Consider the following 24,260-nt stretch of genomic DNA (forward strand, 5'->3'; position numbering starts at 1 on the left):
ACCTAGCTAGCACGGTCCTTTGGCACGCCGCATCACAAATCAGTGGGTTTGCGGAGGGGACAGTCCCCCCTATCTATGCTACGCAACCGCCGGACATCGTCAGGTGCGCGCGCGGCGGCGTGCATGGAGTGGAGATCGCGGACGTGCTCAACAAGTTCGGTCCCTCGGGTCAGGGGGAAGCGCAGGTGCAGTATCTGGATGGCGATTTCCGCGTGATTTCTCCGGGAAGCTATGTGCGCTGCGCGGTGACCGATGCGCGCATCCCGCTTGACGAGCTGAAATACTGGAGCGTCGACCTGCAGGAAGCCTATGCGGTGCCGAGCGCCGTGCTGCAGCGGCACTATCCAGGCGCGCTGAAGACGAGCGGCTAAGACGTTCGCGCTGCGGACAGCCGTTGCGCGACGACGCCGCGCAACGCCGCCACATCATCGAATTGCAGCGTCACCGGAAAGGCCGAAACGGCAGCCTCGTGCCGCCCCGAAGGAGCGCGGCGTAGCCGTGCGAGATCCTTCTCGGTCGTGACCAGGGTCAAGCCCTCGCGCGCAGCCTGCGCCGCCAGGGCTGCGATCTCATCGTTCGAAAACGGATGATGATCAGGAAATGCCCGCTCCGCTTTGACCTCGAGCCCGCTGGCGTGCAGCGTCCGAAAGAAGCGCTGGGGATCGCCGATCCCGGCAAAGGCGAGCAGCGGCCGTCCCGCAAGGGCGGCCACGGCCTGCGCGTCGGGCTGCAGCCGGGCTCTGAAAACCGGCTTTCCTGCGTCCCCTACGCGCGCTGCGACCGCATCGCCGGCGTCACCGCTGCCGACGATGATCAGCGCATCCGTGCGCGCCAGCTGCGGCGGCAATGGCGCCCGCAGCGGCCCGGCGGGAAACACCTGTTCGTTGCCGAGCCCGCGCGCGCCATCGATCACGATCAGCGCCAGATCCTTGGTGATCGATGGATTCTGAAAGCCATCATCCATCAGGATGAGCGATGCGCCCTGGGCCTTGGCGAGCCCGACACCGTCGGCGCGCGCGCGCGACACCACCACCGGCACATGCGCGGCCATCATCAGCGGCTCGTCACCGACATCGGCCGCCGCGTGAGCGACCGGATCGACCAGAACCGGCCCGGGCAGCCGGCCGCCATAGCCGCGGCTCAGCACCACCGGCTGCTCGCCCTGCTCGCGCAGCAGACTCGTCAGGGCCAGAACCGTCGGCGTCTTGCCGGCACCGCCGACATGGTAGTTGCCGACGCAGATCACCGGCACGCCGGCATCGATGCCGCCCTGCGCCATGCGGCGTGCGGCTACCGCGCCGTACAGCATCGACAGCGGGAACAGCAGACGCGATTGCCAGGAGGGAGGCCGATGCCAGAAGGCCGGCTCACGCATCGCCGGCAGCCCCCATCTCCAGCCTGATCTGCAGCAGATACGGCTCGAGCGCCGAAAGCGTCCGCTCCAGCGCACCCCCGAGCTGGTCAACCACGCGGGCGCCTGCATCAGCAACGGCTTTGATCGCCGCAGGCTCGGCGAGCAATTGCCTGAGCTGCCGGATCAAGGCCTCCTGATCGTGGGCGAGCCGAGCCCCGCCCGCCTTGTCGAGCGCCTCATAGACCTCGGTGAAATTGAAGACGTGCGGGCCATGCACGATGGCCGCGCCGAGCTTGATCGCCTCGATCGGATTCTGACCGCCATGCTCGACCAGCGAGCCGCCCATGAACACGACCGACGCGAGCCGGTAGAACAGCCCGAGCTCGCCCATCGTGTCGGCGACATAGACGTCGGTCGCAGCCATCGGCTGATCCTCGCGCGAACGCAACCCGGCCTGCGGCCCTGCGCTTGCGACGAGGCCAGCGACGTCAGCACCGCGATGCGGATGCCGCGGGACGATGACAGTGAGAAGCGAGGGGTACGAGCCGGCGAGAGCCTTGTGAGCCGCGATCAGCAACTCGTCCTCGCCCGGATGCGTCGAGGCTGCCACGATCACAGGACGGCCCCGCGTCATCGCCATCAGGCGCTCGAGCTTGACCGCATCGGCCGGCGGGGCGGGCACATCGAGCTTGAGGTTGCCGGTGGTGATGACGTCCCGGGCGCCCAGCGCCGAAAACCGCTCGGCATCCGCCTGCGACTGGGCCAGGCAGAGGTCGAAGCGGCCGAGCAGCGCCGAGATCGTGGCCGACATCCGCTGCCAGCGCGGAAACGAGCGCGGCGACATCCGGCCGTTGATCACGACCATCGGCACCCGCCGCGATGCGCCGGCAAGGATCAGATTGGGCCACAGGTCGGATTCGATGAACAGCCCGAGCGAAGGCCGCCAATGGTCGAGAAACCGCTCCACGAAGCGCGGCGTGTCATACGGCACGTATTGGTGGATGACGTCGGGCGGGAAGCGCTTGGCCACAATCGCGGCCGACGTGACCGTGCCAGAGGTGATCAGGATGCGGATGTTCAGCGCGCGCAACCGTTCGATCAGCGCCGCCGCCGCCAGCACCTCACCCACGCTCGCGCCGTGGATCCAGACCAGCGGCCCGAGCGGGCGCGTGTCATGGCTCAGACCGCGCCGCTCATCGGTGCGCTCCGGATCTTCCTTGCCGTGCTTGAGCCGCTGCCGGATCAAGGCCGGCGCAAGCGGCACCGCAGCCGAGGACAACCCGCGGTACACGCGCAGGGCCATCGGGAGCGTGTTAGGCACCGGACGCTCCCGCGATCGGTGGCGGACAGGCCTCGGGACGGCCGACGATCTCATAGGCGCGGCGCATGCATTCGTTCAGCGTCGCCTCGAGGTCGAGGCGCGCCTGCTCCATGACAGCGGCGTTGGCATCGCGCGGCACGCTGATTTCCTTGATCCCCACCAATGCGCCGCGGCCGAATGGCAAATTGATGGTGGTGCTGTCCCAGTTCTTCAGGCGGATGAAGCGGCTCGTGACCATTGCGAACGGCATGATCGGACGTCCTGACTCGCGCGCGAGCATGATGATGCCGAGACCCGCAATACGCGCGCGCTTCGGCACATCGGCTGTCGACGCCACGTTATAGTTGTCTTCGAGCGCCTGCACCATCTCCCTGAACGCGCCAACTCCGCCTTTCCGGTGGAAGGAGCCGCCATGGTCACCCGAGCCGCGGATGGTTCCAATGCCGAGCCGCTCGGCCGCAATCGCGTTGAACTCGCCGTCGCGATGCCTGGAGATCAGCACCTTGGCACGATAGCTCGGCTTGTTCCTGATGAACGGTGTCAGCAGATGCTGGCCATGCCAGAACGCGAAGATCGCCGGCATCTGCGGCTCGACGATGTCGTAAACCTCGGGCGGCTCATAGGTGAAGCGGTTGGTGAGCCACACCAGGCGCAGGTACTCGGCCGCGAGGAACCCGACGGCGCGCTGGAACCAGCCGCTACGCAGCATATTGCGGACGAGATGTTTCAAGTCGGGCGCTTTACGTCTTACTTCGCGTCGTGAGCGGGATCGAGCAGCCGGTGCAGGTGCACGATGAAGTAGCGCATATGGGCGTTGTCGACCGTCATCTGCGCCTTGGCCCGCCAGGCGGCGTGGGCCGATGCGTAGTTGGGATAGACCCCAACGATATCGACCTTGTCGAGATCCTTGAACTCGTTCTTTTCGAGGTTGATCAGCTCGCCGCCGATCACGAGGTGAAGGAGCTGCTGCGAGGCGCTTTCTGTCATCGGTATCGTTCCTAATCAGCGCCTTGCAGGCGACGTGAAGCGGCGATCGGGGACCGTTCAGGCCGGCGGCAATCTGCGGTATTGCGCGACGATCTCAGCATGTCGGTCGCGGCCCGCTGCCACCAGCACCCCGTGCACCACTTCCGGACGATTATAGAGGATCGTCTCGCCGGACAACGCGGTCATTTTACCTCCCGCTTCCTGCACGATCAGATGCGCCGCCGCAAGATCCCAATCGCGGCTTTGCCCGCCTGCAAAAGCGGCATCGAGCGCACCGTGCGCGACACGACACAGTCGTAGCGCCAACGAGCCGATTCGCGGATGCAGCTCGAGCCCCGTGGAATCCGGTGCCAGCCGTTCGACCAGCGGCTTGGGTCCGGCCACCCGGGAAAAGTCCCATGCCGTCCCCTCGGCCGCGCGGACGGACTGCGCGTTGAGCGTGGTCCCCTGGCCCTGCGCGGCAAAAAAGAACTCGCCGGTCACGGGGGCATAGACCGCAGCCAGCACCGGCGCGTTGTCCTCGACCAGCGCGACGCTTACGCACCAGTCGTGGCGACCGCCGAGATAGGAGCGCGTGCCGTCGATCGGGTCGACGATCCATGTCCGCGACCGGCCGAGCCGGGCGGCATCGTCAGCGCTCTCCTCCGACAGCCAGCCGTAATCGGGCGTCGCCGATCTCAGCCGGCGCTCCAGCAGGTCGTTGACGGCCATGTCGGCTTCGGACACCGGCGATGATGCGCCCTTGGTCCATTTGCGCAGCTCGGTGCCGAACATCGCATGCGCCAGCTCGCCCGCCTCGCGCACCGCCTGCTTCAGAAGCCCGGCATCGGCCGCCGGGCCGGTCGTGCTCGGTTTGTCGATCTCAGCGTCCGCCAAGCGTCAATCCTTCGATGCGCACCGTCGGCGCATTGACGCCATAGCGGAATTCCAGATCGCTCGCGGGCGTCATCGACTTGAAGATCTCGAACAGGTGGCCGGCGATCGTCACCTCGCTGACCGCATAGCCGATCTCGCCATTCTCGATCCAGAAGCCGGAGGCGCCGCGGCTGTAGTCGCCGGTCACGCCGTTCACACCGGAGCCGATCAGGTCGGTGACGTAGAAGCCCTGCTTGATGTCCGAGATGAGCTCCTTGGCGGTGACCACGCCCGCCTCGAGATGCAGATTGAAGGGACCCGGCGAGGGCGACGAAGACACGCCGCGATGCGCGTGGCCGGTGGTCACCATGCCGAGCTCGCGGGCGGTGCCCGAATCCAGCAGCCACGTCGTCAACACGCCATCATCGACCAGCGCGGTCTGCTTCACCTTGACGCCTTCGGCGTCGAACGGCTGCGAGCGCAGACCGCGCTTCCGCAGCGGATCGTCGATGATGCGGATGCCCTTGGCGAACAGCTGCGCGCCGAGCTTGTCCTTCAGGAAGGACGTCTTGCGCGCGATCGATGCGCCGTTGATGGCCCCGACCAGATGGCCGACCAGCGAGCCCGACACGCGCGGATCGAACACCACCGGCACCTGGCAGGTGGCGACCTTGCGCGGATTGGCGCGCGCCACCGCGCGCTCGCCGGCGCTACGTCCGACCGCGGCGGGTGACAGCAGATCGGCGCCGTGCGGCGCCGCCGTGTAGTCGTAGTCGCGCTCCATGCCGGTGCCTTCGCCTGAGATCGCGGTGGTCGAGATGCTCTGGCTCGAACGCAGATAGGCGCCGCGGAAGCCGCCGCTGGTCACCAGCACCATGCCGCCGATGCCGGCCGAGGCCGATGCCCCGCCGGATTTGGTGACGCCCTTCACGGCCATCGCCGCAGCCTCGGCCTCCTGCGCGCGCCGCTCCAGCTCGGCGGTCGCGGGAATGTTCGGATCGAGCAGGTCGAGCTCGGGAATCTCGCGCGCCAGCAACGCCGGGTCGGCGAGGCCGACGAATTTGTCGTCGGGCGCCACGCGCGCCATCGCCACGGCGCGTTCGGCGAGCCGCGCGACGCCGTCACCGCTGACGTCGTTGGTCGAGACCACCGCCTGGCGCTTGCCGACCAACACCCGCAACCCGACATCGTCGCCTTCCGAGCGCTCGGATTCCTCGACGCGGCCGTCGCGGACCTCGACGCCCTGCGAGATGCCGCGCACCGCGATCGCATCGGCGGCATCGGCTCCCGCCTTGCGTGCCGCGTCAACCAGCCGCTCCGCGAGCGCGGTGAGGGCGGATTGATCGAGCAGATCGGAATGGGCGGATGTCGATGAAGCAGGAGCTGAGGGGGAGGATGTCACGAACAGATTCCGATCGATGGCAGGTGGCGGCAGGACGGCTCAATCCACACGAAATGTGACCTGCTCACGCCAACTTCAAGCAGGACGGCGGAGGCGCGTTGGATTGTCGGCAAATCGGCAAGGTCTCGTCAATCATGCGGGGCAAGCGATTGTCAATCATGACGGTAAGAGGATCATGCGTTAGGGCTGATTAACCAGCCTTCTTAAGCTGATACGGGCGTGGCGCGTGGCAAGGTCTCACGTATCGACCGGGCACATAATCCCGGCGGGGAGACCAGGCCGTGAGGCGTCAAACAGCAACAGGCGGAAGCAATTCCGCTGGGTCGGGCCGCGCAGTGCGGCTCGACCCTCTTTCCCTGCCCGTCTCGTTCAGCGCGCACGACACCCGTGCCGATGGCGGTATCCGGCAGGTCGAATTGCACCGGGAGCGCGTGGTGCTGCGCCGTGCCGTCAGCGGCATGCGCATGGCCCTGAACCTCCGGGTCAGCGATTTCCTCGGCATCGCGCTGCGTGAGATCGACGACACGCAGATGATGCTGATACTGCTTCATCGCGACCCTTCGCTGAGCATTCCCTTGTGCGTCAGCGAGGACCAGGACGAGATCATCGCCGCCTGGGCGATGTGGAGCGAAACCTTCGCGCTGCCCCAGCTTCAAGAGCCCAAGCGCGACGCCGCGCCGCGCCGCCGCCGACGCAATGCGATCCGCTCACGCCGTCCACGTTTTCTGATGCGGCGCCGGGTCGGGCACCTGCTCAATCCGGCATCGATCTATCGCGGTGAGCGCGAGATCATCGCGCGCAACTGATCAGGTTGTGCGCAGCACGGCATCGACGACAAGAGCGACGAACAGCAGCAGTCCGGCGTCGCGGTTCGACTTGAAGATCCGCAGACACAGCGCGGGATCGGCGATATCCAGCCGGCGGACCTGCCAGCCCAGATGGGCGGCGAAACAGCCAAGCCCGAGCCACGCCGCGACATGCACGTGAGCCGTCAGGAACGCGGCTCCAATCAAGACCACAGCCAGCCCGTAGAAGATGACCAGCGCCAGATGGGTGCGCTCGGCAAACAGCCGCGCGGTCGACTTGATGCCGATCAGCGCATCATCCTCCGCGTCCTGATGCGCGTAGATCGTGTCGTAGGCGATCACCCAGCAGATCGAGCCAGCGTAGAGCAGCAGCGCGGTAGCATCGAGCCGGCCGAAGGCGACGGCAAATCCCATCAGCGCGCCCCAGGAGAAGGCGAGCCCGAGCACCGTCTGCGGCCACCAGGTGATGCGCTTCATGAACGGGTAGATCGCGACGATCACCAGTGAGGCGATTCCGGTGCCGATCGCAAAGCGGTTGAACTGCAGCAGCACGACGAGGCCGACCAGAGCCTGCGCCACCAGAAACGCCAGCGCCTGCTTGACGCCGACCTGCCCGGCCGGAATCGGCCGTGAGCGCGTGCGCTCCACCTTGGCGTCGAGGTCACGGTCGGTGATGTCGTTCCAGGTGCAGCCGGCACCACGCATGGCAAAGGCGCCGACGAAATAGAGCGCGACCCAGGCCGGCAGCATGGACAGCTGTCCCGAGATACCGGCCGCGAGCGCGGCCGACCACCAGCATGGCATCAGCAGCAGCCAGGATCCGATCGGGCGATCGTAACGGGCGAGCCGCAGATAGGGCCGGCTCCAGCCCGGGGCCAGCGTGTCGACCCAATTGCCGGTCGCGTCAGCAACGCGGACGGCGGTGTCGCTCATCGGGTGAGCACGTTGCCGGTCATGGTGTCGAACGCCGAGCCGCCCTTCTTGGCGGTATTGGCCTCGGGCAGCGCGGCCGACGAGCCCAGGACATCGCTGAGGCTGGGAGCGGCCGGGCCACCGCCCTTCTGCATCTGCTCGGCGGCGTTGCAGACCTTCTGCTGGACGCCTTCGGTGCCCTTGTGGTTCGTCTTCATCTGATCGCCGATCTGACTGGGAATGCCGCAGCGTGCCGCGTTGGCCTCGACATATTTGATCATCTTGACCTCGGCCTCGCTGAAGCTCTTGAACAGCTTGCAGGCCTCAATCGGCGTGGTTTTTCCCTTGCCCGCGGCCTGAAGCCGCTTACCGCGGCGCTCGGCCTCCTCACGCAGCGGCACGAACTCTTTCATGCAGGCGTCTGCCGCGCCGCCGCCGGGCGCGGCCATCGCCGGCGGCGCGAAACCGCCACCTCCGCCGAGCGGCGCAGCGGCGGCTGGAAACCCGGCGCTGGGCGCGGCGGCAGTGGCCGTCGGCGCGGAGCCGCCGCCAATTGGCGGAAACGCCGAGGCGTTGCCGCGGCTCTCACCCGGCAGCGCCGGGAACGCGCTTTGCGCCAGCGCCGGCCCCGACGAGAGGCCGATCACGATGGCGAGCGACAAGAATGAATGACGGACGATCAAGGCTGGTTCTCCGGCAAGACCAGGGATTCATCAACACTTCCGGACGAAAGCACGATCCGATCAGGGGCTTTTACGATTCCCGCCCGTCCCGCACAACCGCGGAATTTGGCACCTCTGCGGCGCAGGGACGCAGCATTGCCTTGAAATGCCCGCGGCTGCGCCCCGCGGCCGGTCTTCGTACCTTGATGCGAGTTGATGGCAACGGCGCCGGCAGCCCGCGGCGCGGTTCCGTCGCCTTGTTCATCTTTACCCGTTCCCCGGACCGAGGCGATTCGAGCGGTCGATGTTGTGGGTCGCCGTGCAGACCTTGCGCATCAGCGCCAGGGTGTTTTCGTGATGGACCTTCAGCTGATCGGTGATCGTGGGGGGAATTCCGCACATCGACGCGTGCGCGACCGCGTATTCGATCATCTTTGTCTGAGCCAGTTCATAGTCGTGGACGAGTTGGCAGGCCTCGCCGGGCCCGAAGCGCCGTTCCTTCGCCGCCTTGATCAGCTTGGCGCGGCGGGTGGTCTCGTCGCGAAGCGGCGTAAACTCCTTCAGGCAGCTTTCGGGAGGCCTGAAGCCGGCAGCCGTCCCGGCGGCGGGAGGCGACACCGGATCGGCATTCGGTGCGGCGGCCTTGTCATTGGCCAAGCATGCGCCCGTGAGCGTCACCGCGATGACGGCGGCGCACGCCCAGGTCCAGTTGTTGTTGATCACGGCTGTTCTCCACGCGAAGGTTTCCGGCACCGCCCCGGATCCCGCCCGAACCGACGGCCGCCACGTCGAGAACAGTCAACCGGTGAAATCTGTCGACAGCGCGACCAAAACCGGCCATCGCCAATGCAGCCGGCGGCGCGCCTTGTGCGTTCCGCCGCTCGTCGTCCCCCTGATCCCTCGTCGCCCCATGCCCGAATATGATTTCAACGCCCCGCGCCTGTTCGTCGACGCGCCCCTGCAGGCCGCGAGCCCGGTCGCGCTGGACCGCAGCCAGAGCAACTATCTCGGCAACGTGCTGCGGCTCGGCGCCGACGATCACGTGCTCGTCTTCAACGGCCGCGACGGCGAATGGCAGGGCGTGATCGGCGGCCGCAAGCGGCCCGACATCCTCATTCTCGAGCACCAGGTCCGGCCGCAGGACCGGCTCGCCGACATCGCCTACGTGTTCGCGCCCCTCAAGCACGCACGCCTCGACTACATGGTGCAGAAGGCGGTCGAGATGGGCGTGTCGTGCCTTGCCCCGATCCTCACCCGCCACACCCAGGTCTCCCGCGTGAACGGCGAGCGGATGCGCGCGAATGTGATCGAGGCCGCCGAGCAATGCGGCATTCTCAGCCTTGCCGAGGTGAAGGAGCCGGTGCCGCTGGAGCGCTTTCTCGCCCAGCGCGCGCCGACCCGGCTGATGGTGTTCTGCGATGAAGCCGCGGACGTCACCGACCCGCTGCAGGCGCTGCGGGGCGTCGAGGCCGGACACGCCGGCATCGACATCCTGATCGGCCCCGAGGGCGGCTTTGCCGCCGACGAGCGCGATCTGCTGCTGCGCCAGCCGCGCGTGGTCCGGCTGGCGCTCGGACCACGCATCCTGCGGGCCGACACCGCCGCCGTCGCGGCGCTTGCCGTGGTGCAGGCCACCCTGGGGGACTGGCGCGAACCGGGCCGTTAAGACCCCGCACCGATTCTGCCGCGTCCCGCCCATTGCCAGTCGAAACCGCGGAATGGCCATGCTAAGGGGCTGCCGCTGCCCTCCGGGGCGGCGCGCATCCCCATTTGGAACCGACATCGACATGACCGGACCCGCTCCAACCGGACCCGCCGCGTGGGCGGACACGCTGCTGCAGTCGCTCGCCGACGCCGGCTATGAACGCGCCCAGCCGGCGATCCTGCAGCCCGCCGAGCCGTTCCTGGACCTCTCCGGCGAGGACATCCGCAAGAGCCTGTATCTGACGACGGACCCCGGCGGGGAGGAGCTCTGCCTGCGCCCCGACCTCACCATTCCCGTCGCCCGCGACTATCTGGCCTCGTCCCGGGCGGGCCAGCCGGCCGGATTCAGCTATCTCGGCCCCGTATTTCGTTACCGCGGCGGTCGCCCCAGCGAGTTCCAGCAGGCCGGCATCGAATCGTTCGGGCGCAAGGATCATCCGGCGGCCGACGCCGAGATGCTGGCCCTGGCGATCGAGGCGACGGCAACGGCGGGCCTCGCCGAGATCGACATTCGCACCGGCGACGTCGCGCTGTTCACCGCGCTGATCGACGCGCTTGACCTGTATCCGGTCTGGCGGCGCCGGCTGATCAAGGACTTCAACCGCAAGCGCACGCTGGCGCAGGACCTCGAGCGGCTGGCGATCGCCGAGGTGGCGCCGCGCAACGAATATGAGGGCGTCCTCGCGGCGCTGGCCGGCTCCGACCGCAAGGCGGCGCTCGCGCTCGTCACCGACCTGATGTCGATCGCCGGCGCGACCGCGGTCGGCGGCCGCACGGTCGCGGAGATCGCCGATCGTTTCCTGGAGCAATCCACCTTGAAGAGCGGCGCTCTGCCGCGCGACGCGCTCGATCTGATCAAGCGCTTCCTGCTCATCGCCGGCACGCCAACGGAGGCTGTCAAACAGCTTCGCGCGCTCGCCGCCGACGCCAGGCTGGACATCTCCGTGGCGATCGATGCGCTGGAGGCGCGCGCCGGCTTCATGGCCAAGCGTGGCATCGACCTCGCGAAAGTGCGCTTCGCCACATCGTTCGGGCGCGGCCTCGACTACTACACCGGCTTCGAGTTCGAGCTGCATCATCCCGGCAATGGCGACGAGCCGCTGGTCGCCGGCGGCCGCTATGACAGCCTGCTGATCCAGCTCGGCGCCGCCTCGTCCATTCCGGCCGTCGGCTTCTCGATCTGGATCGAGCGCCTGGCCCAGAGCAGCGCCGCGGGCAAGGCCGCGCGCGGGAGAGCATCATGAGCGGCCCCCTCGTCCTCGCCGTCCCCTCCAAGGGACGCCTGCAGGAGAATGCCGAGGCGTTCTTCGGACGTGCCGGGCTGAACCTTTCCAAGCCGGGCGGCGCGCGCGACTATCGCGGCACGATTTCCGGCCTCGACAATGTCGAGATCGCCTATCTCTCTGCGAGTGAGATCGTCTCGCAACTGGCGCGCGGCACCGTGCATCTCGGCGTCACCGGCGAGGACCTCGTGCGCGAGGGCATCGCCGATGCCGACCAGCGCGTGCTCCTGATCGACTCGCTCGGCTTCGGCGGCGCCAATGTCGTGGTCGCGGTGCCGCAGGCCTGGATCGACGTCCGCACCATGGCCGATCTCGACGACGTCACCACCGGCTTCCGCGCCCAGCACAATCGGCGCATGCGCGTGGCGACCAAATACATCAACCTGACGCGCGCCTATTTCGCCGCCCATGGCATCGTCGATTACCGCATCGTCGAGAGCGCCGGCGCCACCGAGGGCGCGCCCGCCGTCGGCACCGCCGAGCTGATCGTCGACATCACCAGCACCGGCTCGACCTTGGTCGCCAACGGGCTGAAGGTGCTGGACGACGGCGTGATCCTGCGCAGCCAGGCCAATCTGGTCGCCTCGCGTGATGCCGATTGGTCGGAAGGCCCGCGCGAAAGCGCGCGCATCATTCTCGACCACATCCATGCCCGCGCCCGCGCCAGCAAATACCGCGAGGTCCGCACCCGCTTCAAAGGGTGCGACGCAGCAATGCTGACGGAGGCGCACAACCGCTTCGGAGTGGTGGCGCCATTCGGTGGTCCGACCTCGTCGGGGATGCTGACCCTGCACTGCCCACCGGCGCAGATCTACGCGCTCGGCAGCTTCTTGCGAACGCATGGCGCCGAGACGGTGTCCGTCGCGTCGCTCGACTACGTGCTCGACCGCGAGAATCCGCTGTTTGCCCGCCTCGAGGCCTTCCTGCGATCATAAATCGCCGTTCATCGTAGCGACAGGCGGCTGCGGCTACCATATGTTGGTATGAGAACGAGGACTCGAAAGCGATGCTGGGAACTGACGTGTCCGACCTGACCACGACCGCGGCCGATGCCGCGTCGCAGGGACTGTCGATCGTTATCCCCGTCTACAATGAGGGCGCGGGACTGGCGGCGCTGCATGCGCGGCTGAACGATCTCGCACGCACCCTGCGGCAGCGCTTCGGCCTCGCCTGCGAACTCGTCTATGTCGACGACGGCAGCCGCGACAATACGCTCGCGGTTGCGCGCACGCTGCAGGCGGATGCGCTCGACATCCAGCTCGTCTCGCTGTCGCGCAATTTCGGCAAGGAGGCGGCGCTGATGGCCGGCCTCGATCATGCGCGGCGCGGTGCCGTGATGTTCATGGATGGCGACGGCCAGCATCCGCCGGCCCTGGTCGAGCAGCTGGTCTCGCACTGGATCAAGGACGGCTACGATGTCGTCTACACGGCCAAGGCGCACCGCGACAACGAGCCGTTCCTGCGCCGCGTCGCGGTTCACGGCTTCTATTCGCTGATCAATTGGGGCGCGCGGCAGAAGATTCCGGAGGACGCCGGCGACTTCCGCCTGCTGTCGCCGCGCGCGGTCGCCGCGCTGCGCCAGCTTCCCGAGCGCAACCGCTTCTTCAAGGGCTTGGCGAGCTGGATCGGCTTCCGTCAGATCCGCGTCGACTACGAGCCGGCAGCCCGCGCGCACGGCGTCACGACCTTCAACGTGACGAGCCTGCTCGGCCTGTCGATCGAGGGGCTGACGTCGTTCTCGGTGGCGCCGCTGCGCTTCGCCAGCCTGCTTGGCATCCTGCTCGCTACGGCCGCCTTCCTGTTCGGCCTCTCCATCCTGTGGGAGACCGTCGTGAGCGGCAAGTCGGTGCCCGGCTATCCGTCGCTGATGGTCGGCCTGATGACGATCGGCGGCGTGCAGCTGATCATGATCGGCATCATGGGCGAGTATATCGGCAAGATCCTGTCCGAGCTGAAGGCGCGGCCGATCTACTTCGTCGCCGAGCACAGCGAGAAGCGCGCGGCGCTCGAAGCGCGCAGCGACGAGAGGACTGCCGCCGAATGAGCGAGGCGCCGCACCGGCGAATCTGGCTGTGCGCGGATGATTACGGCATCAGTCCCGGGGTCAACAAAGCGATCCGCGACCTGATCGCGCGCGGCCGTCTGAACGCGACGTCGGTGATGACGGTGGGCGCGGCGATCGGCCGTGACGAGGTCGCCGAGCTCACCAAGGTCGCCGCCGACAGTCCGCGCTGCGCCATCGGCCTGCACGTCACGCTCACGGCGCCGTTCCGGCCGCTGACGATGCATTTTCGTCCCGCCGAAGGCGGCATGTTCCTGCCGTTTCCCAAGCTGCTGCGCGCCGGGCTGACGCGGCGGCTCGATCCCGAAATGATTCGTGCCGAGGTGCTGGTCCAACTGGCGGCGTTCGGCGAGCTGTTCGGTCGCGCTCCCGATTTCGTCGACGGCCACCAGCACGCGCAACTTTATCCGCAGGTGCGCGAGGGCTTCCTTGCCGCGGTGAAGGAAACTGCGCCCTCCGCCTGGGTCCGCCAGGGCGGTCGCAATCTGCCGCTGCGGCAACGGCTGTCAGCGCCGAAGGCGCTGCTGCTCGATGCGCTGAGCGCGCAATTCCGCCGTCATGCGGCGCGCGCCGGGATCGCCTTCAACCCTGCTTTCGCCGGCGCCTACGACTTCACCAAGACGGCGGATTTCGGGGCCCTGATGGACGGCTTCCTGAACGAGCTGCCCGAGAACGGTCTCGTGATGTGCCATCCCGGCTTCGTCGACGACGTCCTGGTCGAGCTCGACCCTCTGACGGTGCAGCGCGAGCATGAGCACGCTTATCTCGCCGGCGAGCACTTCCCCGGCCTGCTCGACCGCCGCCGGGTGACGCTGGCCTGAACCGATCACGTCCCGCAGCGAACAAAACGCCCAGGGCTGGCGTTTCCATTCGCGATCGCGCCGGCATGGACGTCGCGATCGCTCTGAACGTCCGACGACGCTTTGTCGCATACGGAAATTTAATCCGCGGCCCGACTGGCCCGACCACAAACCATCCCTACGTCTTGGCCGCGCTTCGCCGGAACCGGCAGGCAGCAGGAGAAGCACATGACACCGCAAGAACGCCAACTCATCGACGATCTGTTCGACCGGCTCGCCAGGTTGGAGAGTGCGCCACGTGATCCGGAGGCCGCCACTGCGATCTCGCAGGCGCTGCAGCGGGCCCCCAATGCCGTTTATGCGCTGGTCCAGACGGTGCTGGTGCAGGACGAGGCTCTGAAGCGCGCCAATGCCCGCATCGAGGAGTTGCAGCACGCCCAGGCCCCGCAGGCCCAGTCCGGCGGCTTCCTCGATTCGATGCGCGACAGCATCTTCGGCACCAGTGGCAGCCGTGGCTCGGTTCCCAACGTCCCGCCGCCTGCCAGCCGTCCGGTCTGGAACAGCGGCCAGGCGATGCCGCCGGCCTATCAGAACCAGCCCGGCCCCCAACCTGGTCCGTATGACCAGGGCGGCTTCGGCCAGCCGCGCGGCGGCATGTTCGGCGGCGGCGGCGGCTCGTTCCTCGGAACGGCGGCAGCCGCGGCGGCCGGCATGGTCGGCGGCTCGCTGCTGCTCGGCGGCATCCGGTCGATGATGGGCGGCGGCTCGCACCAGGCGTTCGGCGACACCACCATCATCGAGGAGCGTGGCGGCGGCGGCAGCCCGTGGAGCGATCAGTCCGGCGGCTCGTTGGCGCGGGATGCCGGGCTCGACGACATCGGCCGCTCCGGCGACGGCGGCAGCCGCGCTGGGTTGTTCGACCAGGCCTCCTACGACGACAGCGGCAATGACGGCGACCCGACGGATTTCGATTCAGACGACGGCTACGACAACGATGACGACGGCGGCAGCGACTACGCCTGACGCACGACCGTCGTCAGCAAGAAATTGAAGTCAAACGGCCGCCCGTTCGGGCGGCCGTTTTGCATGCTCATCACATCAATGGGGCCGTCAACCGGAGCGTGCCCGTCAGAGCACGATCACGCGCGTCCCGACGTTCACCCGGCTGTAGAGATCGATGACGTCCTCGTTGCGCATCCTGATGCAGCCCGACGACACGTTGGTCCCGATCGTCCACGGCTCGTTCGATCCGTGGATGCGATAGAGCGAGGAGCCAAGATACATCGCGCGGGCGCCGAGCGGGTTTTCCGGCCCGCCCTCCATGTGGCGCGGCAGATCCGGCCGGCGCGCCAGCATCTCCGGCGGCGGCGTCCAGTCCGGCCATTCGCGCTTGGCCGAGATCGTCTTCACGCCCGACCAGGTGAAGCCCGGACGGCCGACACCGATGCCGTAGCGCAACGCCCTGCCCTCGCCCTGCACGAGATACAGGAACTTGTTGGGTGTATCGATGACGATGGTGCCGGCCCTTTCTCTGCCGTCATAGTCAACGATCTGTTTCTCGTATTTCGGATCGAGCGGCCGCTGCGTCTGCTCGTAGGCCTGCTCGTCCGGCTGCGGCGCCGTACCGGGAAGTCCCGGACGCTGTGGCTCGTAGGTGGACGGCTGCTGCTGGTACATCGGCTGTCCCGACGGCGGTGCGCCGCGGCCGCCCTGCGGATCGCCGAACAGGAATTCGATGAAGCCGCCGCCCATCCGCGAGCGTTCGACATAGGCCGTGCGCACCGGCGCGCTCTGTTGCGGCGGACCGCTGTAGATCACGGTCGGCTGCTGAAATCCCTGGGCCGCAGCCCGATCCAGACCTGCATGGAAGATGCATGCGCCGGCCAGCAGCGCTGTGGAGAATGATTTGAACATCGACGTACTCTGTACTGTTTCGTCTGGAGACTGTTCGTCGCACGACGCCAACAGGCGGCTCGCGTATCGTCAATAAAGAGCAAAACTCGATCGCTTTGGTAAACGAGAACGGCGCCGGGATTCACCATTGCCGCAGAGCGCGGCGGAATTGATCGCTAGCGTTTATTTTGCGTGAAGGCCGCAGGCGCATGGTTAATCGTTGATGCACGGCGCACGCGGGCGTTGCGGATCGCGGTTCCTGGCGTGAACGCGATGTTAAATAGCATCCGAGTAGAAGTAGCTTGAGTAAAAGGTCAGGGACACTCTCATGCCGGTTCGCAAGCGTTTCCGTATCGAAGAAGCCATCGTCGGCCATATGCCGGAGCCCGACTTCGTCGGCGGCGAGATCGGCCCCAACCACAAGGAAATCATGGACGAGCTGCGCGCGATCCGCGCCCAGATGGCCAATGCCATGCGCGGTGGAGGTGGCGGTGGTAGCAGCACGGCAAATGCCGCCATCCAGGAATCGGCTGCCAAGGAAGTCGCCGAGGCACGCGCGCTGCTCGAGACCTATCGCGCCCAGATCGAACAGTGCGAGAAGCTCAAGGTCGAGCTGGACCTGATCCACGACGCGATCAACCGCACCAAGGGCGAGATCGCGACGCTCCACGCCAAGAGCTTCAACGGCGAGGAGATGGCCAAGGTCAACGGCGAGCTCGGCGCGGTCGTCGGCGGTACCGAGCAGGCGACCCAGCAGATCCTCGAGGCCGCCGAGGCGATCGACCAGGCCGCCAGCGCGATGGCCAAGGTGGACTCGGCCGACCAGCAGAAGATCCTCAGCGAGGACATCCAGGAGCGCGTCGTCTCGATCTTCGAGGCGTGCAACTTCCAGGACTTGACTGGCCAGCGCATCAACAAGGTCATGACGACCATGAAGTTCATCGAGCACCACATCGTGGTGATGATGGACATCTGGGGCGGCGTCGACGCCATCAAGGCGCATGTGCCGCCGATCGTCGACACCCGCGAGGGCGACGCGAGGCTGCTGAACGGCCCGAAGGCGGCGGACGAAGCTGGCCACGCCTCCCAGGACGACATCGACGCGATGTTCAACTGATCGAGCCGGCCTACGGCGGGCGACAGCTCCCGCAGGTGCAGACTCAAAACGAAACGCCGGCGTTTCCGCCGGCGTTTGTCGTTCGAGATAGCGGTATTCCGGCGCGACGTCAGGCCCGCGGCCCGCAGCGCACGTAAACCATGTTGCCGTAGCGCGTTCCGGCATCCTTGTCGACGAACCGGGTGATCAGCACACGGCCGTCGAAGGAGACGACCTCGCGGTCCTGCTCGCCGCCGGGAGGACCTTCAGGTCCAATGAAGTTCTTGCCGCTGGCCGAGCCCTTCAGGCGCAGCTCCTGTGGCGTTGCCTGGTCGGCCAGATGCATCACAACACCGCCGGCGGTTCCGGGGCCGATCGTGTACGGCTGCTTGCACTGCGCCAGCGCCATTTTCTCGGTGCGCGCGCGATCGTTCGGGTTCTGATACGAGGCGAGGCCCCATTTGCCGACGATTTCGTCCGGGCGGATGGTCGCCGGCCGCTCGGGCTCGACCGCCATCTCCTGCGGCTGCGGGCTCGTCGGCGACAGGCTTAAGCCGCCTCCGCACGCGCCCAGGAACAATGTGAGCGCCGACACGATACCCAGATTGGCGATCGGCCGCGCGCACCGTGAACTCGTCATGGCATCCCCTTAAGGAACAAGATCATGGTTGCCCCGTCCGGCAACCAAGCGCAAAACGCGCGCAAGAGCAACGACGTCGGAGGGACGGCGCCGCTCCACTAACATGTCTGGCTTCGCACGACATCCCCTAACAGCCTCAGGAACGGCTTGACTGGCTTGCTTGACAGGATCAGCGGCAAGCCATATTTCCCGGAACGGTCTTTAGCACTCGGAGGGCACGATTGCTAAAGCCGCGAGTCAGTTGGTGCCACGTTGGCGCCAAATGTGGCCGCAATCAGAAATTCCTCCGCCAGCAACCGTTATTGAAGCACCCCAAAAGGGATCCGTCATGGCCAAATCGAAGTTTCGTCCCCTGCATGATCGCGTCGTGGTTAAGCGCATCGACGCCGAAGAGAAGACCAAGGGCGGCATCATCATCCCCGACAGCGCCAAGGAAAAGCCCTCGCAGGGCGAGGTCGTCGCCGTCGGCCCGGGCGGCCGCGACGAGAGCGGCAAGCTGATTCCGATCGACGTCAAGGTCGGCGACCGCGTGCTGTTCGGCAAGTGGTCGGGCACCGAGGTCAAGCTGGACGGCGAGGAACTCCTCATCATGAAGGAGTCCGACATCATGGGCGTCGTCGCCTGATCCGACCCGCTGAGGGGCGGCCTTCCGCCGCCCCTGGCGACCAGCACTTTTCCACCTCGTTCAGGCGACAGGCAGGCGATCACGCCGCTGGCCGTCGCGGCCCACTCCAGGAGAGATTTACATGGCAGCCAAGGACGTCAAATTCGCTGGCGACGCGCGCGACCGCATGTTGCGCGGCGTCGACATTCTCGCCAACGCCGTCAAGGTGACGCTCGGCCCGAAGGGCCGCAACGTCGTCATCGAGAAGAGCTTCGGCGCTCCGCGCATCACCAAGGACGGCGTCACCGTCGCCAAGGAGATCGAGCTGGAGGACAAGTTCGAGAACATGGGCGCGCAGATGCTGCGCGAGGTCGCCTCCAAGACCAACGACACCGCCGGTGACGGCACCACCACCGCGACCGTGCTGGCCCAGGCCATCGTGCGCGAGGGCGCCAAGGCGGTTGCCGCCGGCATGAACCCGATGGACCTCAAGCGCGGCATCGACATCGCCGTCGCCGCCGTCATCAAGGACATCGAGAAGCGCGCCAAGCCGGTCGCCGCGTCCTCCGAGGTTGCCCAGGTCGGCACCATTTCCGCCAACGGCGACGCCGCGATCGGCAAGATGATCGCCCAGGCGATGCAGAAGGTCGGCAACGAGGGCGTCATCACGGTCGAGGAGAACAAGTCGCTCGAGACCGAGGTCGACATCGTCGAGGGCATGAAGTTCGACCGCGGCTATCTCTCGCCCTACTTCGTGACCAACGCCGAGAAGATGACCGCCGAGCTCGACGACGTCTACGTGCTGCTGCACGAGAAGAAGCTGTCGGGCCTGCAGGCCATGCTGCCGGTGCTCGAAGCCGTGGTGCAGTCGGGCCGTCCGCTCCTGATCATCGCCGAGGACGTCGAAGGCGAAGCGCTGGCCACCCTGGTCGTCAACCGCCTGCGTGGCGGCCTCAAGGTCGCGGCCGTCAAGGCGCCGGGCTTCGGTGATCGCCGCAAGGCCATGCTCGAGGACATCGCGATCCTGACCGGTGGTCAGTTGATCTCGGACGACCTCGGCATGAAGCTCGAGAACGTCACGGTGAAGATGCTCGGCCGCGCCAAGAAGGTCGTGATCGACAAGGAGAACACCACGATCGTCAACGGCGCCGGCAAGAAGGCCGACATCGAGGCGCGCGTCGGTCAGATCAAGGCGCAGATCGAGGAGACCACCTCGGACTACGACCGTGAGAAGCTGCAGGAGCGGCTGGCCAAACTCGCCGGCGGCGTCGCGGTGATCCGCGTCGGCGGCGCGACCGAGATCGAGGTCAAGGAAAAGAAGGACCGCGTCGAGGACGCCCTCAACGCGACCCGCGCCGCGGTGCAGGAAGGCATCGTCCCCGGCGGCGGCGTGGCTCTGCTGCGCGCCAAGAAGGCGGTCGGCCGCATCACCAACCCGAACTCGGACGTCCAGGCCGGCATCAACATCGTGCTGAAGGCGCTCGAGGCTCCGATCCGTCAGATCGCCGAGAACGCTGGCGTCGAGGGCTCGATAGTGGTCGGCAAGATCCTGGACGAGAAGTCCGAGACCTTCGGCTTCGACGCCCAGACCGAGGACTATGTCGACATGGTCGCCAAGGGCATTATCGACCCGGCCAAGGTCGTCCGCACCGCGCTGCAGGACGCCTCGTCGGTTGCCGGTCTCCTGGTCACCACCGAGGCCATGGTCGCCGAGCTGCCGAAGGACGCGGCTCCGTCGATGCCAGCCGGCGGCGGTATGGGTGGCATGGGCGGCATGGGCTTCTGAGCCCGTTCTAAGCCCTGCCTTCATCACCAACACTTCAGGAAGGCCGCCTCCGGGCGGCCTTCTTTTTGACCGAGCGTCCGCACCAGGGATGCAGCGGGCGCAAATCGGCGCTACAGCTAGCGCCGATTCCGCCTCCACAAGGATTTTCAGATGCGCGCGATTTTGGTGGCGTTGGCCGTGATTGCTGCGGCCGCGCCGGAACTCGGTTGGGCCCAGAGCAAGAGCGGCACCAAGGCCCCCGCCAACGAAACCCGGTATTTCACCGCGATCGATGGCCTGATGGACGGCAATGCCGACGTGATCCTCAAGGAAACACGCCAGGGCAAGACCGTCACCGCGGCGACGCTCGACGTCTGCTATCCCGTCGCGAAGAACTCGGACCGCAAGGACCGGTTCGTGGTCAATCTCACCGTCAACGGCCAGACCATGACCGGCGCGACCCAGAGCAACGGCGCCAAGGAGCCGGTCACGGTGAAGCTAAACCGCAAGGCGAACGGCGACACCTTCGAGTTCCGCGGCCAGATCACGATCGGCAAGACGGTCACCGAGGTGGCGTCGACCGACAATTCGGACGTCAGCGAAAAGGAATTCCAGGAAAGCCAGTCGAGCGACGATGGCATCAGCGCCCAGCCGAAGGACTTCACCGACGTTTCGCCCGAGGCGATCTCCGTCCGCCTGAAGCTGGAAGCGGTCGCCGACTTCCTGAAGAGCCTGAAGGGCGAGAACGTCGAGGTCTCGCTGTCGAGCCTGATCGTGGGCTGTGATGCGCTGCGCGCCGGCGAGCAGACGGTCAGCATGACCGTCGATCCGGAGCGCGCCGGCGCCCTGATCGCCAAGGCACGCGCGACGACCGGCGTCGTCACCGCCGGCTGGACCGCCGGCACGGTGGAGATGGACCGCACCATCCGCTTCGCGGCGGCCGACTGGCGCGACGGAGACAAGATCAACCGCGACAAGCTGGCGAACGCGATCTCCGACGTGCTGGCCAAGACTTACAACGCCAAGCCGACCAGCACGGCCTGGAATCCGGTGACCGGCAAGCTGAAGCTGACCCTGAAGCGGCCGAGCCAGTTGATGCCCTCGCTCGAGCTCACCGACGTGATCGAGGTCACCGGCCTCGTCTCGCCCGACAAGCCCGGCGGCGCGGACGCGCTGGTGTTGTGGATCAGCAGCCCGACGACCACCACCATCGACGAGAGCTCCGCCGCCAAGCTGATCCTGTCCGACGAGTCCTCGGGCGACGAGGAAAGCGATACGCGGGACGATGGCGGCGCCATCGACGAGCTGGCCAAGGCCTTCAAGGCCAAGCGCTGGGACGCGGACAACTCGGTGTGGAAGTGAAGTAGCGGGGGCGCAGTCGATCGATGTGCGCCCCTTACTCCATTGGGAGGGCGATTGCGTATGACGACCGGAGTTGTGCGCTCACTCTCTCCAGGTCGTCATGGCCGGACTTGTCCCGGCCATCCACGTCGTTCGGCATCCTGAGACCGACGTGGATGCCCGGGACAAGCCCGGGCATGACGGAGTAACTAACGAACAAGGGTTGCTGGTCTCAGCAGCCTCTTATCTTGATATGCGTTGGCCCTCAATTCGTATTCAGCCGGAAGCGCAGCGTCTTCGGGCCGACGAAGATGATCAGGTCGCCCTGGCGCTTCCAATTGGTCACGGCGCTCAGCGCGGCGATCAGCTCATCGTCGGCCTGGGCGCGCGCTGCCGGGCAGTTGCGATCCTCGATCTTGCCGGCAATGAACACGATGGTGTTGCCGGCGACCGAGAACTGGCCCTTGCCGCCCTTGCACCAGAGCTCGAGCACGGTGTCACCATTGTCGCCGATGTCGAGATCCGGCACCCGCTTCGATCCGGGCAGCGGCGGAGCGTCGAGCGTCATCTCCATGCCGAAGGGGAATTCCTCGGCCGACGCCGCAGCGAGCGGCACGCCCGACATCATCAGCGCCGCCACCATGGCGGCGACGGCTCGCTTCACGTCTCGCATCGTTCCCCCTCGATCGTCCTCACGCGCAGCGCTCGCCTCCGCGGCGATGACCACTGCCGCGAGCACGGCTCCCGCACAAATGTGACCCAAACATAGCAAACCCCGCGTCGCCCGGGCGACGCGGGGCTTTGTCGCGAGCAGTGGTGCTATTTCAGCACCATCGCGGTGAACGGATAGACATAGGCCTGCAAGGTGACGAACAGGCCGACCAGACAGGCGAGCACGATCGAGTGCAGGAAGACGTAGCGCAGGATCGAGCTCTCATGGCCGTACCAGTTGGTGGCGGTCGAGGCGACGACGATCGATTGCGCGTCGATCATCTTGCCCATCACGCCGCCGGACGAGTTGGCCGCGGCCATCAGGACCGGCGACAGGCCGAGCTGCTCGGAGGTGATCTTCTGCAGGTTGCCGAACAGCACGTTGGAGGCGGTGTCCGATCCCGTCAGCGCCACGCCCAACCAGCCGAGCAGGGTGCCGAAGAAGGGATACAGCACGCCGGTCGCGGCGAAGGCGAGGCCGAGCGTCGCGTCGACGCCGGAGAGGCGCGTCAGCGTGCCGATCGCGAGCATCGCCGAGATCGTGATCAGCGAGATCGCGCAGAGCCGGATGGTGCGGCCATATTCGGCGATCAGCTTGCCCGGTCCGACGCCCATCAGGAAGCCGGAGATGATCGCCGCGATCAGCATGCCGGTGCCGGTGAAGGTCAGATAGGTGAACGAGAACACCGCGCCTTCCGGCGTCGCCTTCGCGGCCACCGGGGGCATCTTGTTGATCAGCTTGTCGAGCTCGGGCACCGGATAGCTATAGGTGAAGATCGAGTTCGCCCAGGACTTGAAGGCGCCGTTGCCCCAGATCAGCATGATGATGCAGACGATGATCCAGGGCAGCAGCGCGCCCCAGAGCTCACTCTGCGTCAGCGGCGTGCGGTCCAGCGGCTTGGCCGCCGCCATCGTCGCGGCCGATTCGTCGCGGCCGCGCAGCGCCGGCGACAGCCACAGCTGCTTCGGCTGCCAGACCTTCAGGAACAGGATCAGCGCGCCCATCGAGATCAAGGAGGCGCCGATGTCGACGATCCACGGATTGACGTAGTTCGAGATCAGGAACTGCGGCACGGCGAAGGTCACGCCGGTGACCAGGATCGCCGGCCAGACATCCTTCATGCCCTTCCAGCCTGCGAAGGCCCAGATCACCCAGAACGGCACGATCAGCGAGAACACCGGCAGCTGCCGGCCGACCATCGCGCCGAGCAAATAGGGGTCGATGCCCGTGACCGAGGCGAGGCCCTGGATCGGCGTGCCCAGCGCGCCATAGGCGACCGGCGCGGTATTGGCGATCAGCGACAGGCCGGAGGCGGCGAGCGGCGAGAAGCCGAGGCCGATCAGCACGGCGCCGGTGATGGCCACCGGCGTGCCGAAGCCGGACGCACCCTCGAAGAACGCGCCGAACGAGAACGCGACCAGCAGCAGCTGCAGCCGGCGGTCCTCGGTGACGCCGCCGATGGCGCGCTTCAACAGCTCGAAGCGGCCGGTCGAGACCGTGACCTGGTAGAGGAAGATGACGTTCAGCACGATCCAGCCGATCGGGAAGAAGCCGGTGACGACGCCGAGGAACGTCGCGCGGATCGACATGTTGGCCGGCATCGTGAAGACGAAGATGGTGATGATGTTGGTCAGGACCACCGCGATGATTGCGGCGATGTGCGCCTTGACCTTGCCGCTGGCGATCAGCACCAGCAGCGTCACCACCGGTACGGCAGCGGCCAGCGTCGACAGCGCCGGGCTTCCCAGCGGGTCGTAGATTTGATTCCACATTGTGACGTCTCCCCCCAAGTTCTTGTTGTTGGACCCGCTCCGGCGAGGCGCGGATCAGGTCTGCCCTGCCCCGCGGCTCACCCGGGCAGGTCCACCGGGAAAGCGGATCACAACACCGGCACTGCCAAACTCTGCTCAAATTCTCGCGAAATCTGGCGCCGACCGCGGTCCCTCTCCCCAGCCGCATGCTACGGTTTGCCGCAGGCGACCCACAAGCCGGTGGTCGCCGGGTCCATTGCGACTTTAGTCTAGACAGGCGACCAAAACTGACAAATTCTTGATCTAAGTC

Annotated in this window: 25 protein-coding genes; 12 read left to right on the forward strand and 13 right to left on the reverse strand. The window is 66.6% G+C overall.

The annotated features are described in order from the left end of the window. Positions 1 to 143 precede the first annotated feature (143 nt). Positions 144 to 371 (forward strand): DUF2093 domain-containing protein, encoded by a 228-nt coding sequence (locus ACQR1I_RS26355; RefSeq protein ID WP_434869358.1) that lies wholly within the window; start codon positions 144 to 146, stop codon positions 369 to 371. Here the strand turns inward: ACQR1I_RS26355 and lpxK are convergent. Genes lpxK through ACQR1I_RS26385 form a run of 6 tightly spaced genes read right to left on the reverse strand, consistent with a single transcriptional unit; the run spans position 368 to position 5,919 of the window. Further along, positions 368 to 1,375 carry a tetraacyldisaccharide 4'-kinase gene (lpxK, locus tag ACQR1I_RS26360; protein WP_434869357.1) on the reverse strand — a complete coding sequence of 336 codons (1,008 nt, stop codon included), beginning with the start codon at positions 1,373 to 1,375 and terminating at the stop codon, positions 368 to 370. The genes ACQR1I_RS26355 and lpxK overlap by 4 nt on opposite strands. After that, a complete protein-coding gene (locus ACQR1I_RS26365; RefSeq protein WP_434869356.1) occupies positions 1,368 to 2,729 on the reverse strand; it encodes a 3-deoxy-D-manno-octulosonic acid transferase in 1,362 nt (453 codons plus the stop codon). Before ACQR1I_RS26365 ends, lpxK begins: the two co-directional genes overlap by 8 nt. Then, on the reverse strand, positions 2,668 to 3,405 hold the full coding sequence (locus ACQR1I_RS26370) for a lysophospholipid acyltransferase family protein (protein WP_434869355.1): 738 nt from the start codon (positions 3,403 to 3,405) through the stop codon (positions 2,668 to 2,670). Before ACQR1I_RS26370 ends, ACQR1I_RS26365 begins: the two co-directional genes overlap by 62 nt. A 17-nt stretch (positions 3,406 to 3,422) precedes the next feature. Continuing rightward, a complete protein-coding gene (locus ACQR1I_RS26375; protein WP_434869354.1) occupies positions 3,423 to 3,662 on the reverse strand; it encodes a DUF4170 domain-containing protein in 240 nt (79 codons plus the stop codon). 57 nt (positions 3,663 to 3,719) lie between these two features. Then, positions 3,720 to 4,538, reverse strand: coding sequence for a 3'(2'),5'-bisphosphate nucleotidase CysQ (locus ACQR1I_RS26380; protein WP_434869353.1), 819 nt, complete (start codon positions 4,536 to 4,538; stop codon positions 3,720 to 3,722). Continuing rightward, a complete protein-coding gene (locus tag ACQR1I_RS26385; RefSeq protein ID WP_434869352.1) occupies positions 4,525 to 5,919 on the reverse strand; it encodes a TldD/PmbA family protein in 1,395 nt (464 codons plus the stop codon). Before ACQR1I_RS26385 ends, ACQR1I_RS26380 begins: the two co-directional genes overlap by 14 nt. A 281-nt stretch (positions 5,920 to 6,200) precedes the next feature. On the opposite strand from ACQR1I_RS26385, the gene ACQR1I_RS26390 reads away from it, so the two are divergent. Beyond that, complete coding sequence (locus ACQR1I_RS26390) at positions 6,201 to 6,725, forward strand: DUF6101 family protein (protein ID WP_434869351.1); 525 nt, start codon at positions 6,201 to 6,203, stop codon at positions 6,723 to 6,725. Here the strand turns inward: ACQR1I_RS26390 and ubiA are convergent, their stop codons facing one another. From ubiA to ACQR1I_RS26405, 3 genes are all read right to left on the reverse strand, one after another. After that, positions 6,726 to 7,658 (reverse strand): 4-hydroxybenzoate octaprenyltransferase, encoded by a 933-nt coding sequence (gene ubiA, locus ACQR1I_RS26395; protein ID WP_434869350.1) that lies wholly within the window; start codon positions 7,656 to 7,658, stop codon positions 6,726 to 6,728. Further along, positions 7,655 to 8,320, reverse strand: a complete 666-nt coding sequence (locus ACQR1I_RS26400; protein WP_434869349.1) for a hypothetical protein — start codon at positions 8,318 to 8,320, stop codon at positions 7,655 to 7,657. The genes ubiA and ACQR1I_RS26400 overlap by 4 nt, the downstream gene beginning before the upstream one ends. Positions 8,321 to 8,566: 246 nt before the next feature. Further along, the gene (locus tag ACQR1I_RS26405; protein WP_434869348.1) at positions 8,567 to 9,022 is read right to left on the reverse strand and encodes a hypothetical protein; all 456 of its coding nucleotides are present in this window, start codon (positions 9,020 to 9,022) and stop codon (positions 8,567 to 8,569) included. Between the two features lie 187 nt (positions 9,023 to 9,209). Between ACQR1I_RS26405 and ACQR1I_RS26410 the strand changes: the two genes are divergently transcribed. The 6 genes from ACQR1I_RS26410 to ACQR1I_RS26435 all read left to right on the forward strand — a co-directional run bounded on the left by ACQR1I_RS26410 (position 9,210) and on the right by ACQR1I_RS26435 (position 15,171). Next, a complete protein-coding gene (locus tag ACQR1I_RS26410; protein ID WP_434869552.1) occupies positions 9,210 to 9,965 on the forward strand; it encodes a 16S rRNA (uracil(1498)-N(3))-methyltransferase in 756 nt (251 codons plus the stop codon). 121 nt (positions 9,966 to 10,086) lie between these two features. Then, positions 10,087 to 11,247 carry an ATP phosphoribosyltransferase regulatory subunit gene (locus ACQR1I_RS26415; RefSeq protein ID WP_434869347.1) on the forward strand — a complete coding sequence of 387 codons (1,161 nt, stop codon included), beginning with the start codon at positions 10,087 to 10,089 and terminating at the stop codon, positions 11,245 to 11,247. Then, entirely contained in the window at positions 11,244 to 12,221 is a 978-nt protein-coding gene (hisG, locus tag ACQR1I_RS26420) for an ATP phosphoribosyltransferase (protein ID WP_434869346.1), read from the forward strand. The genes ACQR1I_RS26415 and hisG overlap by 4 nt, the downstream gene beginning before the upstream one ends. A gap of 71 nt (positions 12,222 to 12,292) precedes the next feature. Beyond that, the gene (locus ACQR1I_RS26425) at positions 12,293 to 13,330 is read left to right on the forward strand and encodes a glycosyltransferase family 2 protein (protein WP_434869345.1); all 1,038 of its coding nucleotides are present in this window, start codon (positions 12,293 to 12,295) and stop codon (positions 13,328 to 13,330) included. After that, a complete protein-coding gene (locus tag ACQR1I_RS26430; protein WP_434869344.1) occupies positions 13,327 to 14,169 on the forward strand; it encodes a ChbG/HpnK family deacetylase in 843 nt (280 codons plus the stop codon). Before ACQR1I_RS26425 ends, ACQR1I_RS26430 begins: the two co-directional genes overlap by 4 nt. A gap of 207 nt (positions 14,170 to 14,376) precedes the next feature. Then, positions 14,377 to 15,171 carry a DUF2076 domain-containing protein gene (locus ACQR1I_RS26435; protein WP_434869343.1) on the forward strand — a complete coding sequence of 265 codons (795 nt, stop codon included), beginning with the start codon at positions 14,377 to 14,379 and terminating at the stop codon, positions 15,169 to 15,171. 105 nt (positions 15,172 to 15,276) lie between these two features. Here ACQR1I_RS26435 and ACQR1I_RS26440 read toward each other — a convergent pair whose 3' ends face one another. Continuing rightward, entirely contained in the window at positions 15,277 to 16,062 is a 786-nt protein-coding gene (locus tag ACQR1I_RS26440) for a L,D-transpeptidase family protein (protein WP_434869342.1), read from the reverse strand. 307 nt (positions 16,063 to 16,369) lie between these two features. Here ACQR1I_RS26440 and ACQR1I_RS26445 point away from each other — a divergent pair, with 307 nt between their 5' ends. Beyond that, positions 16,370 to 17,158, forward strand: a complete 789-nt coding sequence (locus ACQR1I_RS26445) for a protein phosphatase CheZ (protein WP_434869341.1) — start codon at positions 16,370 to 16,372, stop codon at positions 17,156 to 17,158. A 109-nt stretch (positions 17,159 to 17,267) separates the two neighbouring features. Here the strand turns inward: ACQR1I_RS26445 and ACQR1I_RS26450 are convergent, their stop codons facing one another. Next, a complete protein-coding gene (locus tag ACQR1I_RS26450) occupies positions 17,268 to 17,777 on the reverse strand; it encodes a hypothetical protein (RefSeq protein ID WP_434869340.1) in 510 nt (169 codons plus the stop codon). A 328-nt stretch (positions 17,778 to 18,105) separates the two neighbouring features. Between ACQR1I_RS26450 and groES the strand changes: the two genes are divergently transcribed. From groES to ACQR1I_RS26465, 3 genes are all read left to right on the forward strand, one after another. After that, positions 18,106 to 18,402: a co-chaperone GroES gene (groES, locus tag ACQR1I_RS26455; RefSeq protein WP_008961387.1), complete on the forward strand. Its 297-nt coding sequence runs from the start codon at positions 18,106 to 18,108 to the stop codon at positions 18,400 to 18,402. A gap of 121 nt (positions 18,403 to 18,523) precedes the next feature. Continuing rightward, entirely contained in the window at positions 18,524 to 20,167 is a 1,644-nt protein-coding gene (groL, locus tag ACQR1I_RS26460) for a chaperonin GroEL (RefSeq protein ID WP_434869339.1), read from the forward strand. A 150-nt stretch (positions 20,168 to 20,317) separates the two neighbouring features. Next, positions 20,318 to 21,508, forward strand: a complete 1,191-nt coding sequence (locus ACQR1I_RS26465) for a hypothetical protein (RefSeq protein WP_434869338.1) — start codon at positions 20,318 to 20,320, stop codon at positions 21,506 to 21,508. A gap of 244 nt (positions 21,509 to 21,752) precedes the next feature. On the opposite strand, the gene ACQR1I_RS26470 is transcribed toward ACQR1I_RS26465, so the two are convergent. Both ACQR1I_RS26470 and ACQR1I_RS26475 read right to left on the reverse strand, forming a co-directional pair. Next, positions 21,753 to 22,160, reverse strand: a complete 408-nt coding sequence (locus ACQR1I_RS26470) for an META domain-containing protein (protein ID WP_434869337.1) — start codon at positions 22,158 to 22,160, stop codon at positions 21,753 to 21,755. Positions 22,161 to 22,306: 146 nt separating this feature from the next. Next, entirely contained in the window at positions 22,307 to 23,971 is a 1,665-nt protein-coding gene (locus tag ACQR1I_RS26475) for an L-lactate permease (RefSeq protein ID WP_434869336.1), read from the reverse strand. Positions 23,972 to 24,260 lie beyond the last annotated feature (289 nt).

The sequence above is a fragment of the Bradyrhizobium sp. HKCCYLS2038 genome, assembly GCF_051167655.1.
Lineage (GTDB): Bacteria > Pseudomonadota > Alphaproteobacteria > Rhizobiales > Xanthobacteraceae > Bradyrhizobium.